14 protein-coding genes, 4 tRNA genes, 1 rRNA gene and 1 pseudogene are annotated in these 18,514 nt (G+C 39.5%); 13 read left to right on the top strand and 7 right to left on the bottom strand.

Translation table 11 applies throughout. The features are described from left to right. Positions 1-5 precede the first annotated feature (5 nt). Positions 6-120 (top strand): 5S ribosomal RNA (gene rrf / locus I6F40_RS02885). Between the two features lie 352 nt (positions 121-472). Here the strand turns inward: rrf and I6F40_RS02880 are convergent. The 3 genes and pseudogenes from I6F40_RS02880 to uvrD all read right to left on the bottom strand — a co-directional run bounded on the left by I6F40_RS02880 (position 473) and on the right by uvrD (position 5,621). Then, positions 473-1,305: pseudogene (locus tag I6F40_RS02880) on the bottom strand (chemotaxis protein). Between the two features lie 100 nt (positions 1,306-1,405). Next, the gene (locus tag I6F40_RS02875) at positions 1,406-3,478 is read right to left on the bottom strand and encodes a GNAT family N-acetyltransferase (RefSeq protein WP_166376353.1); all 2,073 of its coding nucleotides are present in this window, start codon (positions 3,476-3,478) and stop codon (positions 1,406-1,408) included. After that, on the bottom strand, positions 3,456-5,621 hold the full coding sequence (uvrD, locus tag I6F40_RS02870) for a DNA helicase II (protein WP_007586555.1): 2,166 nt from the start codon (positions 5,619-5,621) through the stop codon (positions 3,456-3,458). The genes I6F40_RS02875 and uvrD overlap by 23 nt, the downstream gene beginning before the upstream one ends. Before the next feature lie 303 nt (positions 5,622-5,924). Here uvrD and I6F40_RS02865 point away from each other — a divergent pair, with 303 nt between their 5' ends. The 3 genes from I6F40_RS02865 to I6F40_RS02855 all read left to right on the top strand — a co-directional run bounded on the left by I6F40_RS02865 (position 5,925) and on the right by I6F40_RS02855 (position 7,363). Further along, positions 5,925-6,149, top strand: a complete 225-nt coding sequence (locus I6F40_RS02865; protein WP_002963009.1) for a hypothetical protein — start codon at positions 5,925-5,927, stop codon at positions 6,147-6,149. A 116-nt stretch (positions 6,150-6,265) separates the two neighbouring features. Next, a complete protein-coding gene (locus tag I6F40_RS02860) occupies positions 6,266-6,634 on the top strand; it encodes a YacL family protein (protein ID WP_024592461.1) in 369 nt (122 codons plus the stop codon). Positions 6,635-6,739: 105 nt separating this feature from the next. Further along, entirely contained in the window at positions 6,740-7,363 is a 624-nt protein-coding gene (locus tag I6F40_RS02855) for a dUTP diphosphatase (RefSeq protein ID WP_007586550.1), read from the top strand. Between the two features lie 15 nt (positions 7,364-7,378). Here I6F40_RS02855 and yrfG read toward each other — a convergent pair whose 3' ends face one another. Continuing rightward, complete coding sequence (gene yrfG / locus I6F40_RS02850; RefSeq protein ID WP_166376354.1) at positions 7,379-8,026, bottom strand: GMP/IMP nucleotidase; 648 nt, start codon at positions 8,024-8,026, stop codon at positions 7,379-7,381. A 61-nt stretch (positions 8,027-8,087) separates the two neighbouring features. Between yrfG and nudE the strand changes: the two genes are divergently transcribed. The 8 genes from nudE to I6F40_RS02810 all read left to right on the top strand — a co-directional run bounded on the left by nudE (position 8,088) and on the right by I6F40_RS02810 (position 12,657). Continuing rightward, positions 8,088-8,660: an ADP compounds hydrolase NudE gene (nudE, locus tag I6F40_RS02845; RefSeq protein ID WP_007586548.1), complete on the top strand. Its 573-nt coding sequence runs from the start codon at positions 8,088-8,090 to the stop codon at positions 8,658-8,660. After that, on the top strand, positions 8,653-9,456 hold the full coding sequence (gene cysQ, locus I6F40_RS02840) for a 3'(2'),5'-bisphosphate nucleotidase CysQ (protein WP_166376355.1): 804 nt from the start codon (positions 8,653-8,655) through the stop codon (positions 9,454-9,456). Before nudE ends, cysQ begins: the two co-directional genes overlap by 8 nt. 136 nt (positions 9,457-9,592) lie before the next feature. Next, a tRNA-Met gene (locus I6F40_RS02835) sits at positions 9,593-9,669 on the top strand. 77 nt (positions 9,670-9,746) lie between these two features. Beyond that, positions 9,747-9,823: transfer RNA gene (locus tag I6F40_RS02830), tRNA-Met, on the top strand. 77 nt (positions 9,824-9,900) lie between these two features. After that, positions 9,901-9,977, top strand: a tRNA-Met gene (locus tag I6F40_RS02825). Positions 9,978-10,039: 62 nt separating this feature from the next. Further along, positions 10,040-10,116 (top strand) — tRNA-Met (locus I6F40_RS02820). A 380-nt stretch (positions 10,117-10,496) separates the two neighbouring features. Beyond that, the gene (locus I6F40_RS02815; RefSeq protein ID WP_197192454.1) at positions 10,497-11,111 is read left to right on the top strand and encodes a trimeric intracellular cation channel family protein; all 615 of its coding nucleotides are present in this window, start codon (positions 10,497-10,499) and stop codon (positions 11,109-11,111) included. 34 nt (positions 11,112-11,145) lie between these two features. Next, on the top strand, positions 11,146-12,657 hold the full coding sequence (locus I6F40_RS02810) for a YifB family Mg chelatase-like AAA ATPase (RefSeq protein ID WP_166376356.1): 1,512 nt from the start codon (positions 11,146-11,148) through the stop codon (positions 12,655-12,657). On the opposite strand, the gene I6F40_RS02805 is transcribed toward I6F40_RS02810, so the two are convergent. After that, entirely contained in the window at positions 12,654-13,358 is a 705-nt protein-coding gene (locus I6F40_RS02805) for a response regulator transcription factor (RefSeq protein WP_197192453.1), read from the bottom strand. The genes I6F40_RS02810 and I6F40_RS02805 overlap by 4 nt on opposite strands. Before the next feature lie 216 nt (positions 13,359-13,574). Further along, positions 13,575-16,070 (bottom strand): alpha/beta hydrolase family protein, encoded by a 2,496-nt coding sequence (locus tag I6F40_RS02800; RefSeq protein WP_197192452.1) that lies wholly within the window; start codon positions 16,068-16,070, stop codon positions 13,575-13,577. Positions 16,071-16,154: 84 nt separating this feature from the next. On the opposite strand from I6F40_RS02800, the gene I6F40_RS02795 reads away from it, so the two are divergent. Next, positions 16,155-17,231: a hemolysin family protein gene (locus I6F40_RS02795; protein ID WP_166376359.1), complete on the top strand. Its 1,077-nt coding sequence runs from the start codon at positions 16,155-16,157 to the stop codon at positions 17,229-17,231. Positions 17,232-17,263: 32 nt separating this feature from the next. On the opposite strand, the gene I6F40_RS02790 is transcribed toward I6F40_RS02795, so the two are convergent. After that, a complete protein-coding gene (locus I6F40_RS02790) occupies positions 17,264-18,475 on the bottom strand; it encodes an EAL domain-containing response regulator (protein WP_166376360.1) in 1,212 nt (403 codons plus the stop codon). Positions 18,476-18,514 lie beyond the last annotated feature (39 nt).

Below are 18,514 nucleotides of genomic sequence, written 5' to 3'. Positions count from 1 at the left end.
ATTTGCTTGGTGACAATAGCGTTTTGGACCCACCTGATTCCATGCCGAACTCAGTAGTGAAACGAAACAGCGCCGATGATAGTGTAGCATTTGCTATGTGAAAGTAGGACATTACCAGGCTCCAAATTAAAGAAACCCGTTACAGCAATGTGACGGGTTTTTTGCTGTTTAAAATTTAATAAATAGCCAAGAGCCCAAGCCGAACTCAGTAGTGAAACAAAACAGCTCGAAGGCGAGCCCCGGCCGATGATAGTATCCCATTTGCACTGTGGCTCTCCATCGCTGTGGGCACTACGACATTACACAGGCTTCAAATTGTAGAGAGTCCGAATCTAACGATTCGGGCTTTTTTACGTCTGCAGAAAAGTGAATTTGGACTCAGGACGCTAACTCTGTTCAATTACGATCTACCCAAAACGATCAATAGTTACCCTACTTTAGCATTTAAATTATAGAACTAAGTTTAAAGGTTTTAAAATAGCCCGTAGGCTTCAGTTTTTTCGCTTGCGTGCTTTTCTAATTGAGCAGGTTTAAATATTACGCTTGGATCAATTAATACACTGTGTTTTTCGGCGAGTTTGATTAGCCCACGCATCATATTTTTAGTTTGTGGATCTATATCAAAACCAATTTCAGTAAGCTTATCTAGTGGTTTTATGTCTTCTTTTTTATAGTCGATATTATCTTCGACCTTATCTACTAATAATCCAACATGCGGGTTTAAACCGTCCTTAGTGGTAAAAAGTCTAGGGTTATCTGTTCTTTGGCTGACTCAAACAAGCGCTCGAGCTGAATGAGGCTATTACGCTTAATTTTTTCGAGCAGAGCTGATACTTGTTTATAATCGCTTTGATTATGAGCTGATATAGCTTCTTTTACCGTTTCTAGCAATGATTGGAAAGGTTCGTTAAGTCGAGACATTGTTAGTTTTAAGTCTTCATTATCGGTGTTGAACTCTTTGTAAAACAGAACAAAATCTTGTAGTTCTGCATCATTGCTTGAAATAGAAGCCGAGCTATTTGATAAGTTACTTTGAAGGGTATTGAACCAGTTTAATAGTTTTTCTTGCCATGTTCTTAGTTGTTTTAGTACATGCGCATTACTTTGTTCGGTTGAGATATTATTTAAAATAATACCTAAATCAAACACAGGCGTTGGTATATCCATATAATCTTTAACACCAATAAAGCTTTTATTATTGTTGGGTAAAGTTGTTAGATTATTGTCAAAGCGCTCTGTTAATAAAATATCGAGTATTTTAAGTGAAATTGTTTTGCAGCCCACTTTAAAGTTTATTAATTCCATGCCTTTATCTTAATTTACCTGTTAATGCTTTAAGGATAGAACAAATTAAATAAATAGCTTAAAGATGGATAAGATTTAATAGAGATAAGGTGACTAGGGGTTATTTTAAGGCACTAGTGAAGTTTTTTACGACACGTTTAAATTGATTTTCAAGCTCCTTTTTTCCTAATAAATCTAACTGTTGAATCACTTTTTCATCGCTTTCGTTTTGAAGCACTAACTTTATTAGAAGTTGTTTATCAGGCCCTGTTAATAGAGATATACAAGAAGGAGACTGGTTTACTACCTGCCAAAGAGTCGCAGAGATACTAAATTGAGTGAAGTTACTGTTTACGAGCAAGGCTATTCGTTCGCGAGTCTCGGGGCTTACTAACTCATCGCTAAATCCTTCAATTAAAATACTTACAAGTTGCCAATCTAGTGTTTTAAAGTGTGTTAAAAGAGCATAAAAAAAGTCGTTTTTAAACTGCTTTTTCAAAGGTCTAATAATTGCACTTTTGTTGCTTAAGCATTTAACCACAAGCGCTGAATGTTCAGCTGTGCTTTTATCGCGTTGATAACCCAGTTTTACGGTATCAAACCCTTGTTTTTGCCAAAAGTTAAGTAGCTGCGCTGTTGCGCCAAAGCTTGCACCAAACCAACTACATTGGCTTTTTACTTGCGACTCGCAATAGCTAAGTAGCTTTTTACCAAAACCCATAGTGTGAGAACTCGGATCAATCGCTATTCGTACAACGCGAGCGCTCAACTGTGTTAAGTAGTCATTATTAAAACTAAGTTGTGAGAGGGTTTGAGCCATTAAATGACCCTGTGGGCGGCGCTCTCCGCTTATAACCTGTAGAGCAAGTTCTTCACTTAAACCACCTTCTATTGCGATTAAACATACACCAACTAATTGATTGTTAATTTTACTGATGAATATTCGTTGCGATGGTGCGTCTAGTAGTTGGCGTAAATCGTTTACACTACTTTGATAGTGAGCCAATGCAAGCAGGGCAATAACTTGTTGCAGTAAAGGCTCATTGTTTACAAGGGATTGCTGAGTTATTTCGCTATGAACTGGCTGCTCTAATTGCTCACTACTTAACTCTTTATATTGTGCACCGAGTGCAAGCAAGGTGCGAATGTGCTTCTCGAGGGGATCGTGTTTAGCAAAACGCAGTGGCTCATCAAGCGTTACAACTTTAGAGGCTTTATAGTGCGCTTTTATATAGTTACTAAAGCGAATGGTATAACCCCTACCATTGCCCTCATACCCAACCAGTGTACTTGCAAAGACTATACGAGGGTAATGAGCTAGCATTTTTAGCAGTAACGGTACAGGGATCGCGGCAGCTTCATCAATGAGTAATAAATCGCACTCAGGTAATGCATTTAATAACGCGTCAGGTGCAACGTAGTGCAAGTTGGCAAGCTGTTTATGTTCAGCGTTGTATTGAAGGCTCAGCTCGTTGGCTAAATGTTTAAAGCTACTATGGGTCGCTTTAAACTGAGTGCTGCAAATAATTACTTTTTTATCAGCTAATTTTGCGGCTGCTAAGCCAAGTGCTGCCGACTTGCCTCTACCTCTATCAGCATTAATGAGTAAAGGCCTGTTGGCGCGACCATTAGCTATTTTTACTATTTGTTCAACGCAGTTTTGCTGTGGTACATAATCAATTTTATTATGCGTAACAGAGCTGACGAGATTACTAATACAGCCATTTTTTTCACTAAAATGAAAAGCGGGTAATTGCTTAATAATAGCCGCGAAACGTTGATTAAATAAACTGTAGTCAATACTCTGACCGTGTGATTGCACTGTACTTAATGAGGGGTCTTGCCAAGAGGCTAAATCATTTAATTCGGGCAGTAATAAAAACAGTATACCGCCTGCTTTAACGGTGCCGGTAAGTGCTGCAAGTTTATCAGGGTGTAAACCACTAAAACCATCGTAAACAGCATGAGCAAATTCTTGCCCTAAAATTTGGTGAGTGCGAGTAGGCCAGTACGAATTTTTAATCGCGCACTGCTTTGATACAACAAGTGTATTGTTTTCATCTATTAATGAGTTAAGTAATTCATAACACCAAGCAGGGCTGCCCGTAATCAACACTAGCTGACGATGATACGCGCCAGCTAGTTGTTGTTCTAACTCATTTAGGTGAGCTTTATACAGCTTGTAATCGTGCATAGGCCGTTACTAACCATTTACTGCCAAGGTCGTCAAAGTTAACTTGTACGCGAGATTGCGCGCCACTGCCTTCGTAATTAAGTACGGTACCAACACCAAACTTAGCATGCAAAACTCGTTGCCCTAAGTTAAAGCCACTGTCTTCAAATGCGGCATGGCTAACTGATGCGCTAAAACGCCCGGCGGCAGGCGGGCGAGAAACCTGTGTTTTAATACGAATTTCTTCAACGCAGTCCTCAGGTATTTCGCGTAAAAAGCGTGATGGGCTATGGTATTTTTCTTGCCCGTATAAACGGCGACTCTCAGCATGGCTAATGTATAACTTATCCATTGCTCGTGTCATGCCTACATAACAAAGGCGGCGCTCTTCTTCCAAACGACCAGACTCTTCGTTACTTTGCTGAGAAGGGAACATGCCTTCTTCTACGCCCACCATAAACACTAACGGAAACTCTAAGCCTTTAGCTGAGTGAAGTGTCATCATTTGAACGGCATCTTCGTGCTCTTCTGCTTGTCCTTCACCTGACTCAAGTGATGTATGTGCTAAAAAGCCTTGTAAAGGCGAGCTGTATTCTTCGTCTTCAGGAAGTTCGTACTGGTCACATGCGCTAATTAGCTCTTCTAAGTTTTCTACGCGAGCACGGCCTTTTTCACCTTTTTCAGCTTGGTACATTGCCATCAAACCTGATGTTTGAATTGTGTACTTGGCTTGCTCATGCAAAGTTAGATCGCTAATTTTATCTTCTATTTGTTCAACAAGTTCTACAAACTTACTTACTGCACCAGAGGCACGACCAGATAAGTGCTGTTGTTCTACAATTGCTTTTGCGGCATACCAAAGCGGTAACGATTCTGCTCGTGCACAATCTCGTATATGGCTCAATGTTTTATCACCAATACCGCGTGCTGGCGTATTAATTACACGCTCAAACGCGGCATCGTCTTGACGATTACCTACTAGGCGTAAATACGAAAGCGCATCTTTAATTTCTTGTCGTTCGAAGAATCGCATACCACCATAAATACGGTATTTTAAGCCTTCTTGCAGCATGGCCTCCTCAAGTACACGAGATTGCGCGTTACTACGGTATAAAATTGCGGCATCTTGTAGGGCATTACCTGCATTTAACCAGCTTCGTAGTTTGCTACTTACAAAGCGTGCTTCGTCTAACTCATTAAATGCTGCATAAATAGAGATTGGCTCGCCGTCGTTACCGTCGGTCCACAAGCTTTTACCCATACGTTCTGAGTTATTTTGAATTAATGCGTTAGACGCTTTCAAAATAGTCGCTGTTGAGCGGTAGTTTTGTTCAAGGCGAATGGTTTCTGCACTGAAGTCAGTTAAAAAACGTTTAATGTTTTCGATTTTAGCACCACGCCAACCATAAATGCTTTGGTCATCGTCGCCTACAATCATAATGCTGTTAGTATCGCCAGCAAGTAACTTTAACCAAGCATATTGAATGGTATTTGTATCTTGGAACTCGTCTACGAGCATATGTGCAAAGCGTTGCTGATAATGACGTAGTAACGTAGGGTTATTTTTTAACACTTCGTAGCTGCGTAGTAATATTTCAGCAAAATCAACTAGGCCCGCTCTATCACAGGCCTCTTGATAGGCGGCATAAACACGCAGCATCATTTGCTCATTAATATCGTAGGCTTGAATATCTTTAGGGCGAAGTGCTTCATCTTTTTTGGCGCTTATGTACCAGCCAAATTGTTTAGCAGGCCATTTTTTATCATCAATATTCATCGATTTTAATAAGCGCTTGATCATCCGAAGCTGATCGTCAGAGTCTAAAATTTGAAAGGCTTCTGGTAAATTAGCTTCACGGTGATGAGCACGTAAAATACGATGCGATAAACCATGGAAAGTACCAATCCACATACCACCTACAGGCGCTTTTAGTGTTTCTTCAACGCGGCCACGCATTTCTTTAGCGGCTTTATTAGTAAAAGTAACTGCAAAAATACTGTAAGCGGAGGCTTGCTCAACTTGCATAAGCCACGCAATACGATGAACTAACACTCGTGTTTTACCAGACCCAGCACCTGCTAATACCAGCATGTTTTGTAGTGGGGCTGCAACGGCATCGCGTTGTTTGTCATTTAAGCCATCGAGTAATTGTGAAACGTCCATCGTTACGCCTTTTTAATCAATATTGTGGCCAGTATAACAGGTGTTTTTGTTAGGCTAAATAAAATACTGTTTTTATAAACAGCTATTTATAAAATAGTGTTCAAAACGAGTAACTTGCTAATTAATTGAGCGAATAGAAAAGTGCAAACACATAACAAAAATTGCTAATTTGACCTAAAGTTAGCAAAATTTACTAACTCTCTAAATCTAGACTAATTTAACTATTTGATTTGTAAGCTTTAATAAATTGGCATAGAGTGTGTAAGTAAATAATTATAAAATCAAATAAATACAGAGGTTAGTATGGCAGATCAAGGTTCTGGCGGTAACGTAATCGCAGCATTATGTAATATATTTTTTCCTGGTTTAGGGCAGTTAGTGCAAGGGCGTATTTTAGCGGCTATATTTTTTGCACTCGCTATTATAATAAGTTACGCACTAATTTATGTGCTTGTAGGCTTTGTACTTGTGCCTATTATTTACTTATGGTCGATTATTGACGCAGCGCGTTATAGATCGCGAAGTTAACGGTTTTCAAGTTGAGTAAAATAGCGCCCATGTGGCGCTATTTTACTTTATATGTCCTGTGGTTTACGGGCGTTTACGTATATAATTACCCAATTAAAGATTTACAGGCAAACCCTATGGAATATCAATTTATTCGCGACCCTATTAGTGGGCTACGTATTAAAATAAGCAGTGAACACGCTATTATTGGTCGCTGGCTAAACGAAGAAATAGGCAAAGACAAAGTAGCCATGGTGCAAGCGCTTATTGCATCGGTGAGTTCAAGCTATGAGCCGCTAACGCTAAAAGGCCAAGAAATAGATTTAATATTAACGAAAGACGAAGCATTATTTGAAGCCCATGCGCTTCATCAAGACAGCGAAGACCTAATAGCGTATCAAGATGACGATTTAGCGCTTGAAGAAAATGGTTTAAGTAGTGGTTGTGGCTTTGAAGATTTCATTGATTTAATTGATTCATGGCATGAGTTTACGACGTCACGATAAACATAACTAGCACACTAATAAAAATATACAGCAATGCACAATCAGCATTTTATCTGTATTATTACACCAACGAACATTACGCCAATCAAAACGACAGGAACTGATATGTCTGCCAATTTAAACAAGCTAGTAGTGATGCTAGAAATGCAAAACGCCATGAATACTAAAGTACATGAGCAATGGTTTACTCAAGGGTTTGAATGGTACCGCGCTATTTGGGTTGAGTGTGCTGAAATGTTGGATCATCATGGTTGGAAATGGTGGAAAAAACAAACACCAGATACTGAACAAGTTATTTTAGAGTTGGTTGATATTTTTCATTTTGGTCTATCGCTTAGAATTGACGGTGAAACTAGCTACGAAGACTTAGCAAAGCAACTTGAAACTGAGCTTAGCAATGCTCAACAAGCTGATGACTTTAAACAAACACTAGAGATATTGGCGGCGTCTGCTGTTGCTGATAAAACGTTTAATGCAGGTGCCTTTGCCGGCTGTATGGCGCAAATGGGTATGGATATTGATGATTTATATCGCGGCTACGTAGGTAAAAACACGTTAAACTTTTTCCGCCAAGATCACGGTTACAAAGATGGTAGCTATATTAAAGAATGGAATGGGCAAGAAGATAACGAGCATTTAGTTGAAGTAGTTAAAAGCCTTGATACAGAACATGCAGATTTTGCAAAGTTAGTATATCAAGGGCTAGAAGCGCGTTACCCAAAAATTTAAGTCACGTAAGTTGAGTTAGATAATCTTACGATAGTCGGTAACACTCAGGTAATCGGCTATTTCGTTATGCGGTTGTTGGCTATCAGGGTTAGCAACTGCAAGTAAGTGCTCAATGCCGTATTCTCGTGCGGCATTCAAAACCGGCACACTGTCATCTACAAACAAAGTGCGCTGCTTATTAAACCCTAAGTCTTTTTGTACTTGGTGCCACAAACTTTGTTGCTCTTTACTTACTCCATATTCATGAGTCGACACTACGCCATCTAGGTAGTTATCAATCGCTGTATGCTCAAATTTAAGCATGATACTCTCAGGGTGGGCGTTGGTAAGTAAAATTAACTCTTTGCCTGCTTTTTTAAGCTCAGTTAAAAAATGAGGTACGTCTTCGCGCATTTTAATTAAATGCTGAGATTCTCGTTTAAGCTCCATTATAGGCAAGCTTAATTGCTGCTCCCAATAATCTAAACAATACCACTGTATTTGACCGCTCACAGCTTGATAGCGTTTTAAAATATCTGCTTTAGCTGCATCTAGGCTAATGCCCCTTGCTAATGCGTGTTGCGCAGGAATAACGTTAAGCCAAAAATGACTGTCGTAATGTAAATCGAGTAATGTTCCATCCATGTCGAGCAAAACGGTATCGATTTTTGACCAATTTAACATAGGAATTTCAACTTATAAGGTTTATTATTGAACTAACTGCCATGATAGCAAATTAACGCCAATGACACAGAAAAAGCACCCAACACCACCACAAATCCTCAGTAACAATGTTGTCGCTAAAAGCCGCCTGTTTACTGTGGAGTCTTTAGAGCTAAAGTTTTCTAATAACGAAGAGCGCCAGTATGAGCGAATTCGCGGCGGTGGCCGGGGAGCAGTGATGATTGTTCCGTTAAGTGCAGACAACGAATTACTACTTGTACGTGAATACTGTGCGGGCACAAACGATTACCAGTTAGGTTTTCCTAAAGGATTAATCGATCCGGGCGAAACGCCAGAGCAAGCTGCTAACAGAGAGCTTAAAGAAGAAATTGGCTTTGGTGCTGAGTATTTTAAACCATTAAGAACAGTAACAATGGCGCCGAGTTACTTTAATGCCACTATGCATATTTTATTTGCTAAGCAATTATACCCACAAACCCTTATTGGCGACGAACCAGAGCCGCTTGTTGTTGTTAAGTGGCCATTAACTCAGTGGCAGTCATTATTAGACCAAGAAGATTTTACCGAAGCACGCAGTGTTGCAGCTTTGCTATTATTAGATAAGTATTTAGCATCTGGAGCTGCCGATGAATAAATTAATCGAACCGTGTATTGAATTAGCTGAGCGTGCTGGCGATGCAATTATGGCCATTTATAAAAAAGGCGATATTGGCCAACAAGAGAAATCAGATAACACGCCTGTTACCAAAGCTGATTTAGCAGCAAATGACGTACTGGTTGCTGGATTAAAAGTCTTAGCGCCCGATATCCCAATTATGTCGGAAGAAACACCTATACCTGCACTTGCCGACAGACAAGATTGGCAGCGTTATTGGTTGCTCGATCCGATGGATGGTACAGGCGAGTTTATTTTAGAAAGTGGCGACTTTGCAGTAAATATTGCATTGATTGAAAATAACCACCCAGTGCTTGGTGTTATTCATTGGCCTGCAAAAGGTGTGACCTATTTTGCTACAGCTAAAAATGGTGCCTTTAAACGTGAAAACTCAATTGATAAGCAAATATCTGTAGCGCCGCCAGAGAGCTTGACGCTTGCAGTGAGCCGCCGCCAAAAAATAGAAGCGGTGAGTCAGTATTTAAATAGTCAGTTTACAACTATTGCTATTGGTTCGTGTTCTTTAAAAGCTTGTACTGTTGCAGAAGGCAAAGCAGATTGTTTTTTAAGAATTGGTCCAACGGGAGAGTGGGATACAGGTGCTTCACAAGTTATTGTTGAAGAAGCAGGTGGTTGTATTACCGATGCAGAATTCAATCCGCTAACGTACAACCAACGCGAGAGTACTGAGAATCCTGACTTTATAGTAATGGGACATCCAGACTGGGAATGGCAAAAAATGATTAATCCGCATCAAAGATTGAGCGCAGAATAGTAATTTGATTGCTTTTTGTTCGGTTGAACAACTTTAATTAGTTTAGGCCTTGCATTAAATGTTTATTCCTATATAGTAGCGCTCTCTTCAAGGCAGGCTCGTAAATATTACGAAAATGTTTTAAAGAAATTACAGGCGCGGGATGGAGCAGTCTGGTAGCTCGTCGGGCTCATAACCCGAAGGTCGTCGGTTCAAATCCGGCTCCCGCAACCAATTTTCTAATGTTGGTTACTGTAATAACTCTAGCTTAAGAGATAAAAAAAGTAGTCGATAGACTTAAAATATACAGGCGCGGGATGGAGCAGTCTGGTAGCTCGTCGGGCTCATAACCCGAAGGTCGTCGGTTCAAATCCGGCTCCCGCAACCAATTTTCTAATGTTGGTTACTGTAATAACTCTAGCTTAAGAGATAAAAAAAGTAGTCGATAGACTTAAAATATACAGGCGCGGGATGGAGCAGTCTGGTAGCTCGTCGGGCTCATAACCCGAAGGTCGTCGGTTCAAATCCGGCTCCCGCAACCAATTCTTTAATTGGAAGCCAAGTTGTAATGTAAGCAACTTTAAACAAGTTTACAAATTTCAGGCGCGGGATGGAGCAGTCTGGTAGCTCGTCGGGCTCATAACCCGAAGGTCGTCGGTTCAAATCCGGCTCCCGCAACCACTGAAATTAAATATCTAAAAATTCAAAACAAAATCGCACTCTTTATTGAGTGATTTTTTGCGTCTGCAGTTTAATGAATTCCTATAATTATAAAACTCACCGTTACTACGCAAAACACTTTGCACAAGTAAGCGAAGGTCGTCGGTTCGCTTTTTACAAACTCAAGCTCCCGCAACCACTGAAATTAAATATCTAAAAATTCAAAACAAAATAGCACTCTTTATCGAGTGATTTTTTGCGTCTGGAATTTGGTAAAATACCTTATATTCTGCTTTATTTAATGACTTCCCTCTAATACCTATGACGTTTTACAAATAACTTATTTTTTAAAAAGAGTGTTTTATGTTAAAACGGTTAAAATATTTTAAGTAATAATACACATGACAGAACTTTATCACTGGTTTGATTTAATAGGCATTGCGGTGTTTGCTGTGTCGGGCACTTTGTTAGCGTACGAGAAAAAAATGGATGGCTTTGGTGTCGTCGTTTTAGCGACGGTAACTGCTATTGGTGGTGGTACAGTGCGAGATCTAATTTTAGATGTTCCTGTGTTTTGGTTACACGATCAAAGTTACTTTTTTGCCATACTAGCTTCAGTATTTGTTACAACACGCCTTATAAATAAACAAAAACCAATACCTCATTATATTTTACAAACAGCCGATGCGTTTGGTTTGGCTTTTTTTGCCGTAATGGGTGCACAAAAAGCGCAACTTGCTGGTATGCCGGATATGACAGCTGTAATTATGGCTGTAATTACAGGCTGCTTTGGTGGATTAATTCGAGACGTACTTGCCCGCGAAATTCCTATGCTATTAAAAGGCGAGCTTTACGCTATTACCTGTATTGCTGGTGGTACTGTTTACACGCTAAGTATAGGCTTTTCGTTAGTAACTGAAATGGCAATGGTATTAGGCATGCTAATGACCTTGTTGCTTCGTTTAGCTGCGATAAAATGGCAGATCACATTACACATTTTTAAATATCCTGACTAGACTGGTGTAATCACACCATTTACTAGGATAAGGAATGTCGTTAGCTCGTATATTTTCTCGTGCTCAGGTGGGAATAAACGCCCCCGAAGTTATTGTAGAAGTTCACCTAGGAAATGGTTTACCTGCTTTTCATATTGTAGGCCTCCCTGAAGCGTCCGTTAAAGAATCAAAAGACAGAGTGCGTAGCGCACTTGAAAACTCTCAATTTGGCTTCCCTGATCAGCGAATAACAGTAAATTTAGCCCCTGCCGATTTACCAAAAGATGGTGGACGTTTTGATCTTGCTATTGCTGTAGGTATTTTAGTCGCTTCAGGACAAATTGTGTGCCCTGACATTCATAAGTATGAATTTTACGGAGAACTTGCTCTTAATGGTGAGGTGCGTGGTGTAAACGCTATTTTACCTTCGGTACTTGCTGCAAAAGAGCAAGATCGTTGCTGCTTTTTACCTCTTGCAAACGACAGCCTAGCAAGCCTAGTTAATGGCGTTAAACGCAAAGCCGTAAGCTCTATTCAAGAAGTGTGGGGAGACTTACTTAATCAACAACCCTTGCCATTAAATATAGAGTACCCCGACTGCACGCAAGCCCCTGACTTTTTGCTCGATTTAAGCGATGTTAAAGGTCAGCCCGGTGCAAAGCGAGTACTCGAAATTGCTGCAGCTGGCGGACATAATTTACTTTTTTTAGGCCCTCCAGGTACTGGTAAATCGATGCTGGCCCAGCGAATGGCAACTATAATGCCTACTATGTCGGACGATGAAGCTATTTCGACAGCTGCGCTTTACTCTATTATTGGACAATCCATAGATTTAACTAATTGGCGACAGCGGCCATTTCGTAATCCACATCATACGTGCTCAGCTGTTGCTTTGGTGGGGGGCTCTTCAAATCCCAAGCCTGGTGAAATTTCACTGGCACACAATGGCGTACTTTTTTTGGATGAATTGCCTGAGTTCGAACGCAAGGTACTTGATTCACTGCGTGAGCCAATGGAAACCGGCACGGTTACTATTTCACGTGCAGCTAGGCAAATGGAGTTTCCGGCGCAGTTTCAGCTTATTACAGCATTAAATCCAAGCCCAACAGGGAGTCATACAGATAAGCGGGCAACTCCCGATCAAGTTATGCGTTATTTATCGCGCGTGTCGGGGCCTTTTATTGACCGTATTGATTTGCAAATAGAACTACCTCGTTTAACGAGTGTTGAACTACAAAGTACTCAGCCGGAGGAAAGTAGTGCTGAGGTTAGAGCAAGAGTTGAAGCGGCTTATTACCTACAACTAAAACGCCAAGGTAAGGTTAATGCGAGGCTTAATAATAAAGAAATGAGTGTGCACTGTGTACTGGCGCCAGCAGAGTTACAGTTTTTAGCCAGAGCAAGCGAGAAGTTGTCTTTATCGCCACGTTCTTATCATAGAGTGATTAAAGTGGCGCGTACTATTAGTGATTTAAAAGGGACTGAAAATATTAGTTTAAATGAGCTTAAAGAGGCACTTAATTACCGCGCATTTGAGCGCCTTATTGCGCAATTAACTAAGTATTAAATAGAAAGCATATACCCTTTACCACGAACGGTAACAATGCGTTTTTGATCTTTTTCGTCATTTAATTTTTTACGTAAACGACCAATAAGTACATCAACAGTACGATCGTTTGGACTCCAATCGGGCTGGCCTATTTCTTCTGATATTTTTTCACGGCATGTGGCTTTACCTGCATTACTAATTAAGCAAATAAGCACTTTATGTTCGGCTTCAGTTAAGCGTGATTCAACGCCTGCAGCGGTGATTAGTGTGCGGTTATCGGGATGAAGTTTAAAGTCAGCATATTCTATAAACTCTTCACTTTCGTCGTCTTCTTGATTAACGGCAACACGCTTATATAGCGCGCGCATACGTAGTTCTAACTCAAGTAAATCGACGGGCTTACAAATATAGTCATCAGCACCTTGTGCAAGGCCTGTAATACGGTCGGCTTGGGAGTCACGGCTCGATAATACAATAACGCCAATATTGGTAAGTGTGTTTAATTCTTTTGCGAGCTGAAGTCCATCGCGCTTTGGTAAAACAATGTCGATTATGGCCAATGATATAACACCGCCCAAGTTTACTCGCTGTCTTACAATGCTAAGTGCATCCGCGCCAGTTGGGTCAACTTCTATTGTAAATTCGGTATTTGCAAAGTGATTATGGATGCGTTTAACGAGTAATTCATCGTCTTCAACCAATAAAACATTAATAGCCATAGTACTTTATTTTGAATGCTTATAGCTTTGTATGGTAGCACCATTAGGTAAATGCTGAGAAGGGTGTTTGTTAGTTTTAGGTAACTTAATATTTCAAAGACATAAAGGACCTTATAGAAGGATGAGGTTAGCACCTTTAAACTAATTAAAAGGTGCTAAGTAATTAATACTACAATTAATAAATCTGTATTAAGTTGTTATTTGGAAGGGGTAGACTTAGTCATTTTTATACATTGAGTCCCACCATTGAGGTTCATCTTTTAGCTTTTTATCAAAGTATGCGAGCATGGTGTTCCACCAATCAAATCGTTTATCGCGTGCAATAATTTGGTGGTCAGCGCCTTTGTATTCGATTAACTCTACGTCTTTATTAAGTAGTTTAAGCGCAGTGTACATGGTTAAGCTTTCGCCAACAGGTACATTGGTATCGCTATCACCATGAAGAAGTAGCATAGGTGTTGTTACTTTGTCGGCATGAAATACAGGACTATGTTGGCTGTACAGCTCAGGGTTATTCCACGGGAAACTATTTTTTGATGCTTCACCAGAATATAAGTAACCCCACCAACCTTCACCCCAATACGAAGTAATATTAGAAATACCCGCGTGAGATATTGAAGCACTAAACATATCGGTTTTAGTTGCCAATAACATGGTCATGAAGCCACCGTATGATGCCCCTAAATTTCCTACCTTTTTACTATCAACATAGTTGTATTTCTTTAAAAAGGCTTGCGTGCCTTCGATAATATCGTCTGCAGTGTAGTCGCCCCAGGCATTAACATGCTGCGCTGAAAACTCTTGTCCAAACCCTGTTGCGCCAGTAGGTTGTACTACATAAACAACGTAGCCATTTTCTGCCCATAAGTTAAACGGGTAACGACCTGTAAAACCACGCGTAACTGGTGAAGTGCCGCCGTAGTAATACACGAGCGCCGGGTGCTTTTTAGTTTTATCTAAATTGCTAGGAATATAAACGCGGCCAGTTATTTCAACCCCATGTTTATTTTTAAAATTAAACTCTTCTAATGTAGGGAGTCGTGTATTTGCATAGCTACTTGGTTTTGAATCCCATATTAAATCTATTTTATTTTTACTTACGTTAAGGCGCTTTAGTTGTTGTGGCGCTAAAGCGTTAGTGCCACTTAATAAAATTTCGGTATTACGGTCGTGTGAGTAACTAAATTGTTCAACAATATCCAATCCTGTATTTAACTTTTTAAAGCGCTGTTTACTTAAATCAAATAGGTAAAGTGGTTGAGTGTCTTGCTCTGTTACTTTAATGAGCGCATCGCCGTTTTCTAAAACGTGCAGTTGGCCAATAGCAGAATCGAATTGTTTACTAAGTGCTTTTACGTTTTTACCGCCTTCAGTAAGTAGGTAAAGTTGCCCGTCGTAGTTATTAGCAAGCATTGCTTTTGGTAGAGCTCTACCTGCGCCATTTTTAAAGTCAGGGCCTGCAACTACATAAATATCTTTATTTGCGTATTTGGCTAAATTAAACGTTTTGAATTTACCAAGCGATGAAAGCTTGTTTGATTTTAAATCGAGTTCGGCTAACTCTGTTTCAGGGTGGGTTGATGCTTGCATTGCCATTACTGGGCGGCTCATTAATATTTTGCCACGGTTACTATTTGAATCTTCAAGGCTGTAAGAAAGAGGACCTTGGCTAAGTGCTTTTGTTAAACCACTTTTAGTATCAAGCATATAAATTTGGCTGGTGGTACGTGCATACGACCAGCGATCTTGTAGACCTTTATAGTGCTTGGTTAAGCTGTTAGTGCTCTCAGGTGATTTAGACCAGCTAAACAAAAGACTGGTGTCGTTATAAAAGGTAAAGCCATTGGCTCCTTCTAAATCGTTTGCTAATGTTTTTATTGAGAAGTTTTTACGGCTAAGTTGTTTAAGCTCACCATTTAACAAATACACTAAATATTGGTTATCTGGACTCCAAATAATGTTACTTGGTTGGCCTGCTTCGAAGCGATAAAGCGTTTGATTATCTGAATCTTTAAGTACAGTAACTGTATTTGCTTGGTTTTGTGTTTTATCGCTATAAGTGCGAGTAGTAGTAACGTACTGCTTAGCATTAGGTGCGAGTGATAATTGGCTGATTGTAGGGGCATCAAACAATTGCTTTGCAGATAAGCGTTTTGTTTGTGAGGCGCTAAGCGTAATTTTATCAACGTCGCTTTTAGGTGCAAAATCAAGCATTACGTCGTGCCAATTAGCTACTTGTTGGGCTACTATTAAAATAGAGTGAGTACTGTTATTTAAAGCTAACTTATAGCTATTTTTATCGCCTGTTTGTAGTTCGCCATTAATAAATAACTGACCTTGCTCAATCCCTTTTAAGGTAAGCGTACCTTGTGTAAAGCGGGTTGTTTCAATATTAAATTTTAGTGCCTGTAACCCACCTAAAGTGAGCGCATTGATTTTATTAAACGGCTGCCAGTTTTGTTTTTTCCCAAATACAGAAAAACTATCTGAGTCTGCTTGTAGTTGCGGCAATAGGTTATTAATAATGGCATTGCCATGAGGTGTTTGAAAAGGCTTTAACTGCATGTCTTCGGCAAGTGGGCCGATAAACTGAATTTTTGATTTATCCAATGGTGCAGCTATTGCAGCAAAGCTTAAGCTGCTAAGCGTTAAAAGAGTCGCTGCATGCTTAAATAGCTTATTTTGATGACACCATGGTGCGCTAAATTTCATTATTATGCCTATTATTATTGGAAGTTTGGCCAAATATAGCATGTATTGATACCATGCTCACATATCCAATATAGAGGAGAGAAAGTGACTTTACTGATAGTTTATATGGTAGTGGCGATTGTTATTTCGTTTTTATGTTCTGTGATGGAGGCTGTGTTATTAAGTATTTCGCCCAGCTATGTTGCATCACTTAGGAAAGAGCACCCTGAGCTGGCTAAACAGCTCGAAAAGCTTAAAAACAATATAGATCAGCCTTTAGCTGCTATTTTAACTTTAAATACGGTTGCCCATACTGCGGGTGCTGCTGGGGTAGGCGCACAGGCAGCTGTCGTGTTTTCCGATGCGGCTGTAGGTATTGCATCAGCCATTATGACATTCCTCGTATTAATCCTTTCTGAAATTATCCCTAAAACCTTGGGGGCTAATTACTGGCGAGCTCTAACGCCAAGTGTTACTTACGCTTTGCGGTTTTTAGTTATATCGCTAAAGCCTTTTGTATGGTTTGCACAAAAGCTAACAAATTTAATGGGTCCAACGCACGATGAGGCTTACTATATTCGTCAAGAGATAGAGGCAATGGCTGATATAGGTACGGAGTCGGGTGCATTACATCAGGATGAGTCCGAAATAATTCGTAATTTATTGCATTTTAGGCATGCAAAATTATGCGATTTAATGACGCCTCGAACTGTAATTTTTAAAATCCACAAAGACTTAACAGTGAATCAGTATTTAAACGATCACGGCTCGTCGTCATTTTCTCGTATATTGGTATTTGATAAAGACAGCGACGATATTGTTGGGTTTGTGCATAAAAACGATATTATGCTGGCATTTCATCGTTTAGGTACCGATTACAAAATTAGCAAATTGATTAAGCCTATTTATACGGTGCCGAGTTCTCAAAATGTATCGTCGTTACTGCAAACTCTTTTAACAAAGCGCACGCATATATGCCTAGTTGTAGATGAGTACGGTGACGTGCAAGGTATTGTAACGCTAGAGGATATGATTGAAGCTTTAATGGGGCTAGAGATTGTAGATGAGCGTGACCAATCTACTAATATGCGCGCAGTAGCAAGGCAGCGTTGGCACAAACGTTTAGCAAGTAGTGCGCATATAGTCAGTGAAGAAGATAAACACACTCGGGGTGATAATTAGTTAACCAGCCCCGATTAAATATTAATACCGCTTTAAGCGGGGCTGCCATCAGTTTTCAGCCAATCTTTAGCCCAAGATATAAATTCGTCTTGTGGTTTAGGACGACTAAATAAAAAACCTTGTATGGCTAAGTTTCTTCTATAATGCCTCAAATAAACGAGCTCTTCTGGTCGTTCAACACCTTCTGCCACTAAATCTAAATTATCTTTACTTGTAATATTAAATAACGAACTTACAACTACTTGAGAAAATAAATCTGTTTCTATATGGCTAATGAGTGAACGGTCTATTTTAATTTCAGTAAAAGGAAGGTTTCGAAGCTGATTCATATTAGTAAAACCAACACCAAAGTCGTCTAGCGATATACCAAAGCCATGCATTCTTAATCTGTTTAGTGTTTCTAATTGCATGAGACTTGAGAGTGCATGTTGTTCTGTTATTTCTATAATTATATTACTAGGCGTGAGTTGGTTTAGTTCTAAAATGAGTAGTAATTTATTAGGACAGTTTAGATCGTCGAGCTGAGTTGGCGATAAGTTAAATGCCATCTTAAAATCATGACCTAATTGTGATTTCATATTTTTGAATTCGCTGGTGGCCTTTTCAAAAAGAGAAAATGTAATTTGATTAATTAAGTTGTGTTTTTCGGCTGTGTTTATAAAACGGTTAGGTAAAATAATATTGCCGTCTTTACTTGATAAAATACGCGCTAAGACTTCAACACTTTCAATTTTATTGTTATCGGCGTTTATTTTTGGTTGATAAAAAGGCGTTATTTCATCGTTTTTTAATGCATTAATAAGCTCATCTTTTGAAATGGCTGACTCTTTTAATAAAGTGTGACTGTTTAATTGCGCCACTTTAGTAAGTAACCTACTTACCTGAGACAGTTGCACTGGCTTTGAAATATTACCAATGAGGTGAGCGTTATGTTGTTTCGCGAGATTGGCAGCTAAACTAATAACTTTATGATCCATTTCAGAAACAATAATTATCCCGCCTTGATAATGTAACTCTCCTAAATGACGGATTAATTCCATGCCGTCCATTTCGGGCATATTGAGATCAGTAAAAATAGCATCAAAATAGTTAATATCCTCTCTTACTTTTTCAAGAGCTTCTTTTGCACTCAAGCACGTAGTTATAGTGTTAGACATACCCAATTCGTTGAGTATGGCTTCCATAACGATCAAAATTGCTTTTGAGTCGTCAACAACTAAAATGTTAGGCACTATTTTGTTCACTGTTATCCCTTTCAATGTATAGTTTATGATTACTATAAA

The sequence above is a fragment of the Pseudoalteromonas sp. SWXJ133 genome, assembly GCF_015864365.1.
Lineage (GTDB): Bacteria > Pseudomonadota > Gammaproteobacteria > Enterobacterales > Alteromonadaceae > Pseudoalteromonas > Pseudoalteromonas arctica.
This window is presented reverse-complemented; position numbering and strand designations above follow the sequence as displayed.

Excerpts from the sequence above, each read along its gene's own strand:
- I6F40_RS02800 (WP_197192452.1), bottom strand. The coding sequence starts at position 16,070 with ATGAAATTTAGCGCACCATGGTGTCATCAAAATAAGCTATTTAAGCAT.
- uvrD (WP_007586555.1), bottom strand. The coding sequence starts at position 5,621 with ATGGACGTTTCACAATTACTCGATGGCTTAAATGACAAACAACGCGAT.
- I6F40_RS02875 (WP_166376353.1), bottom strand. The coding sequence starts at position 3,478 with ATGCACGATTACAAGCTGTATAAAGCTCACCTAAATGAGTTAGAACAA.
- I6F40_RS02805 (WP_197192453.1), bottom strand. The coding sequence starts at position 13,358 with ATGGCTATTAATGTTTTATTGGTTGAAGACGATGAATTACTCGTTAAA.
- cysQ (WP_166376355.1), top strand. The coding sequence starts at position 8,653 with ATGAATAAATTAATCGAACCGTGTATTGAATTAGCTGAGCGTGCTGGC.
- I6F40_RS02855 (WP_007586550.1), top strand. The coding sequence starts at position 6,740 with ATGTCTGCCAATTTAAACAAGCTAGTAGTGATGCTAGAAATGCAAAAC.
- I6F40_RS02810 (WP_166376356.1), top strand. The coding sequence starts at position 11,146 with ATGTCGTTAGCTCGTATATTTTCTCGTGCTCAGGTGGGAATAAACGCC.
- nudE (WP_007586548.1), top strand. The coding sequence starts at position 8,088 with ATGACACAGAAAAAGCACCCAACACCACCACAAATCCTCAGTAACAAT.
- I6F40_RS02860 (WP_024592461.1), top strand. The coding sequence starts at position 6,266 with ATGGAATATCAATTTATTCGCGACCCTATTAGTGGGCTACGTATTAAA.
- yrfG (WP_166376354.1), bottom strand. The coding sequence starts at position 8,026 with ATGTTAAATTGGTCAAAAATCGATACCGTTTTGCTCGACATGGATGGA.
- I6F40_RS02815 (WP_197192454.1), top strand. The coding sequence starts at position 10,497 with ATGACAGAACTTTATCACTGGTTTGATTTAATAGGCATTGCGGTGTTT.
- I6F40_RS02865 (WP_002963009.1), top strand. The coding sequence starts at position 5,925 with ATGGCAGATCAAGGTTCTGGCGGTAACGTAATCGCAGCATTATGTAAT.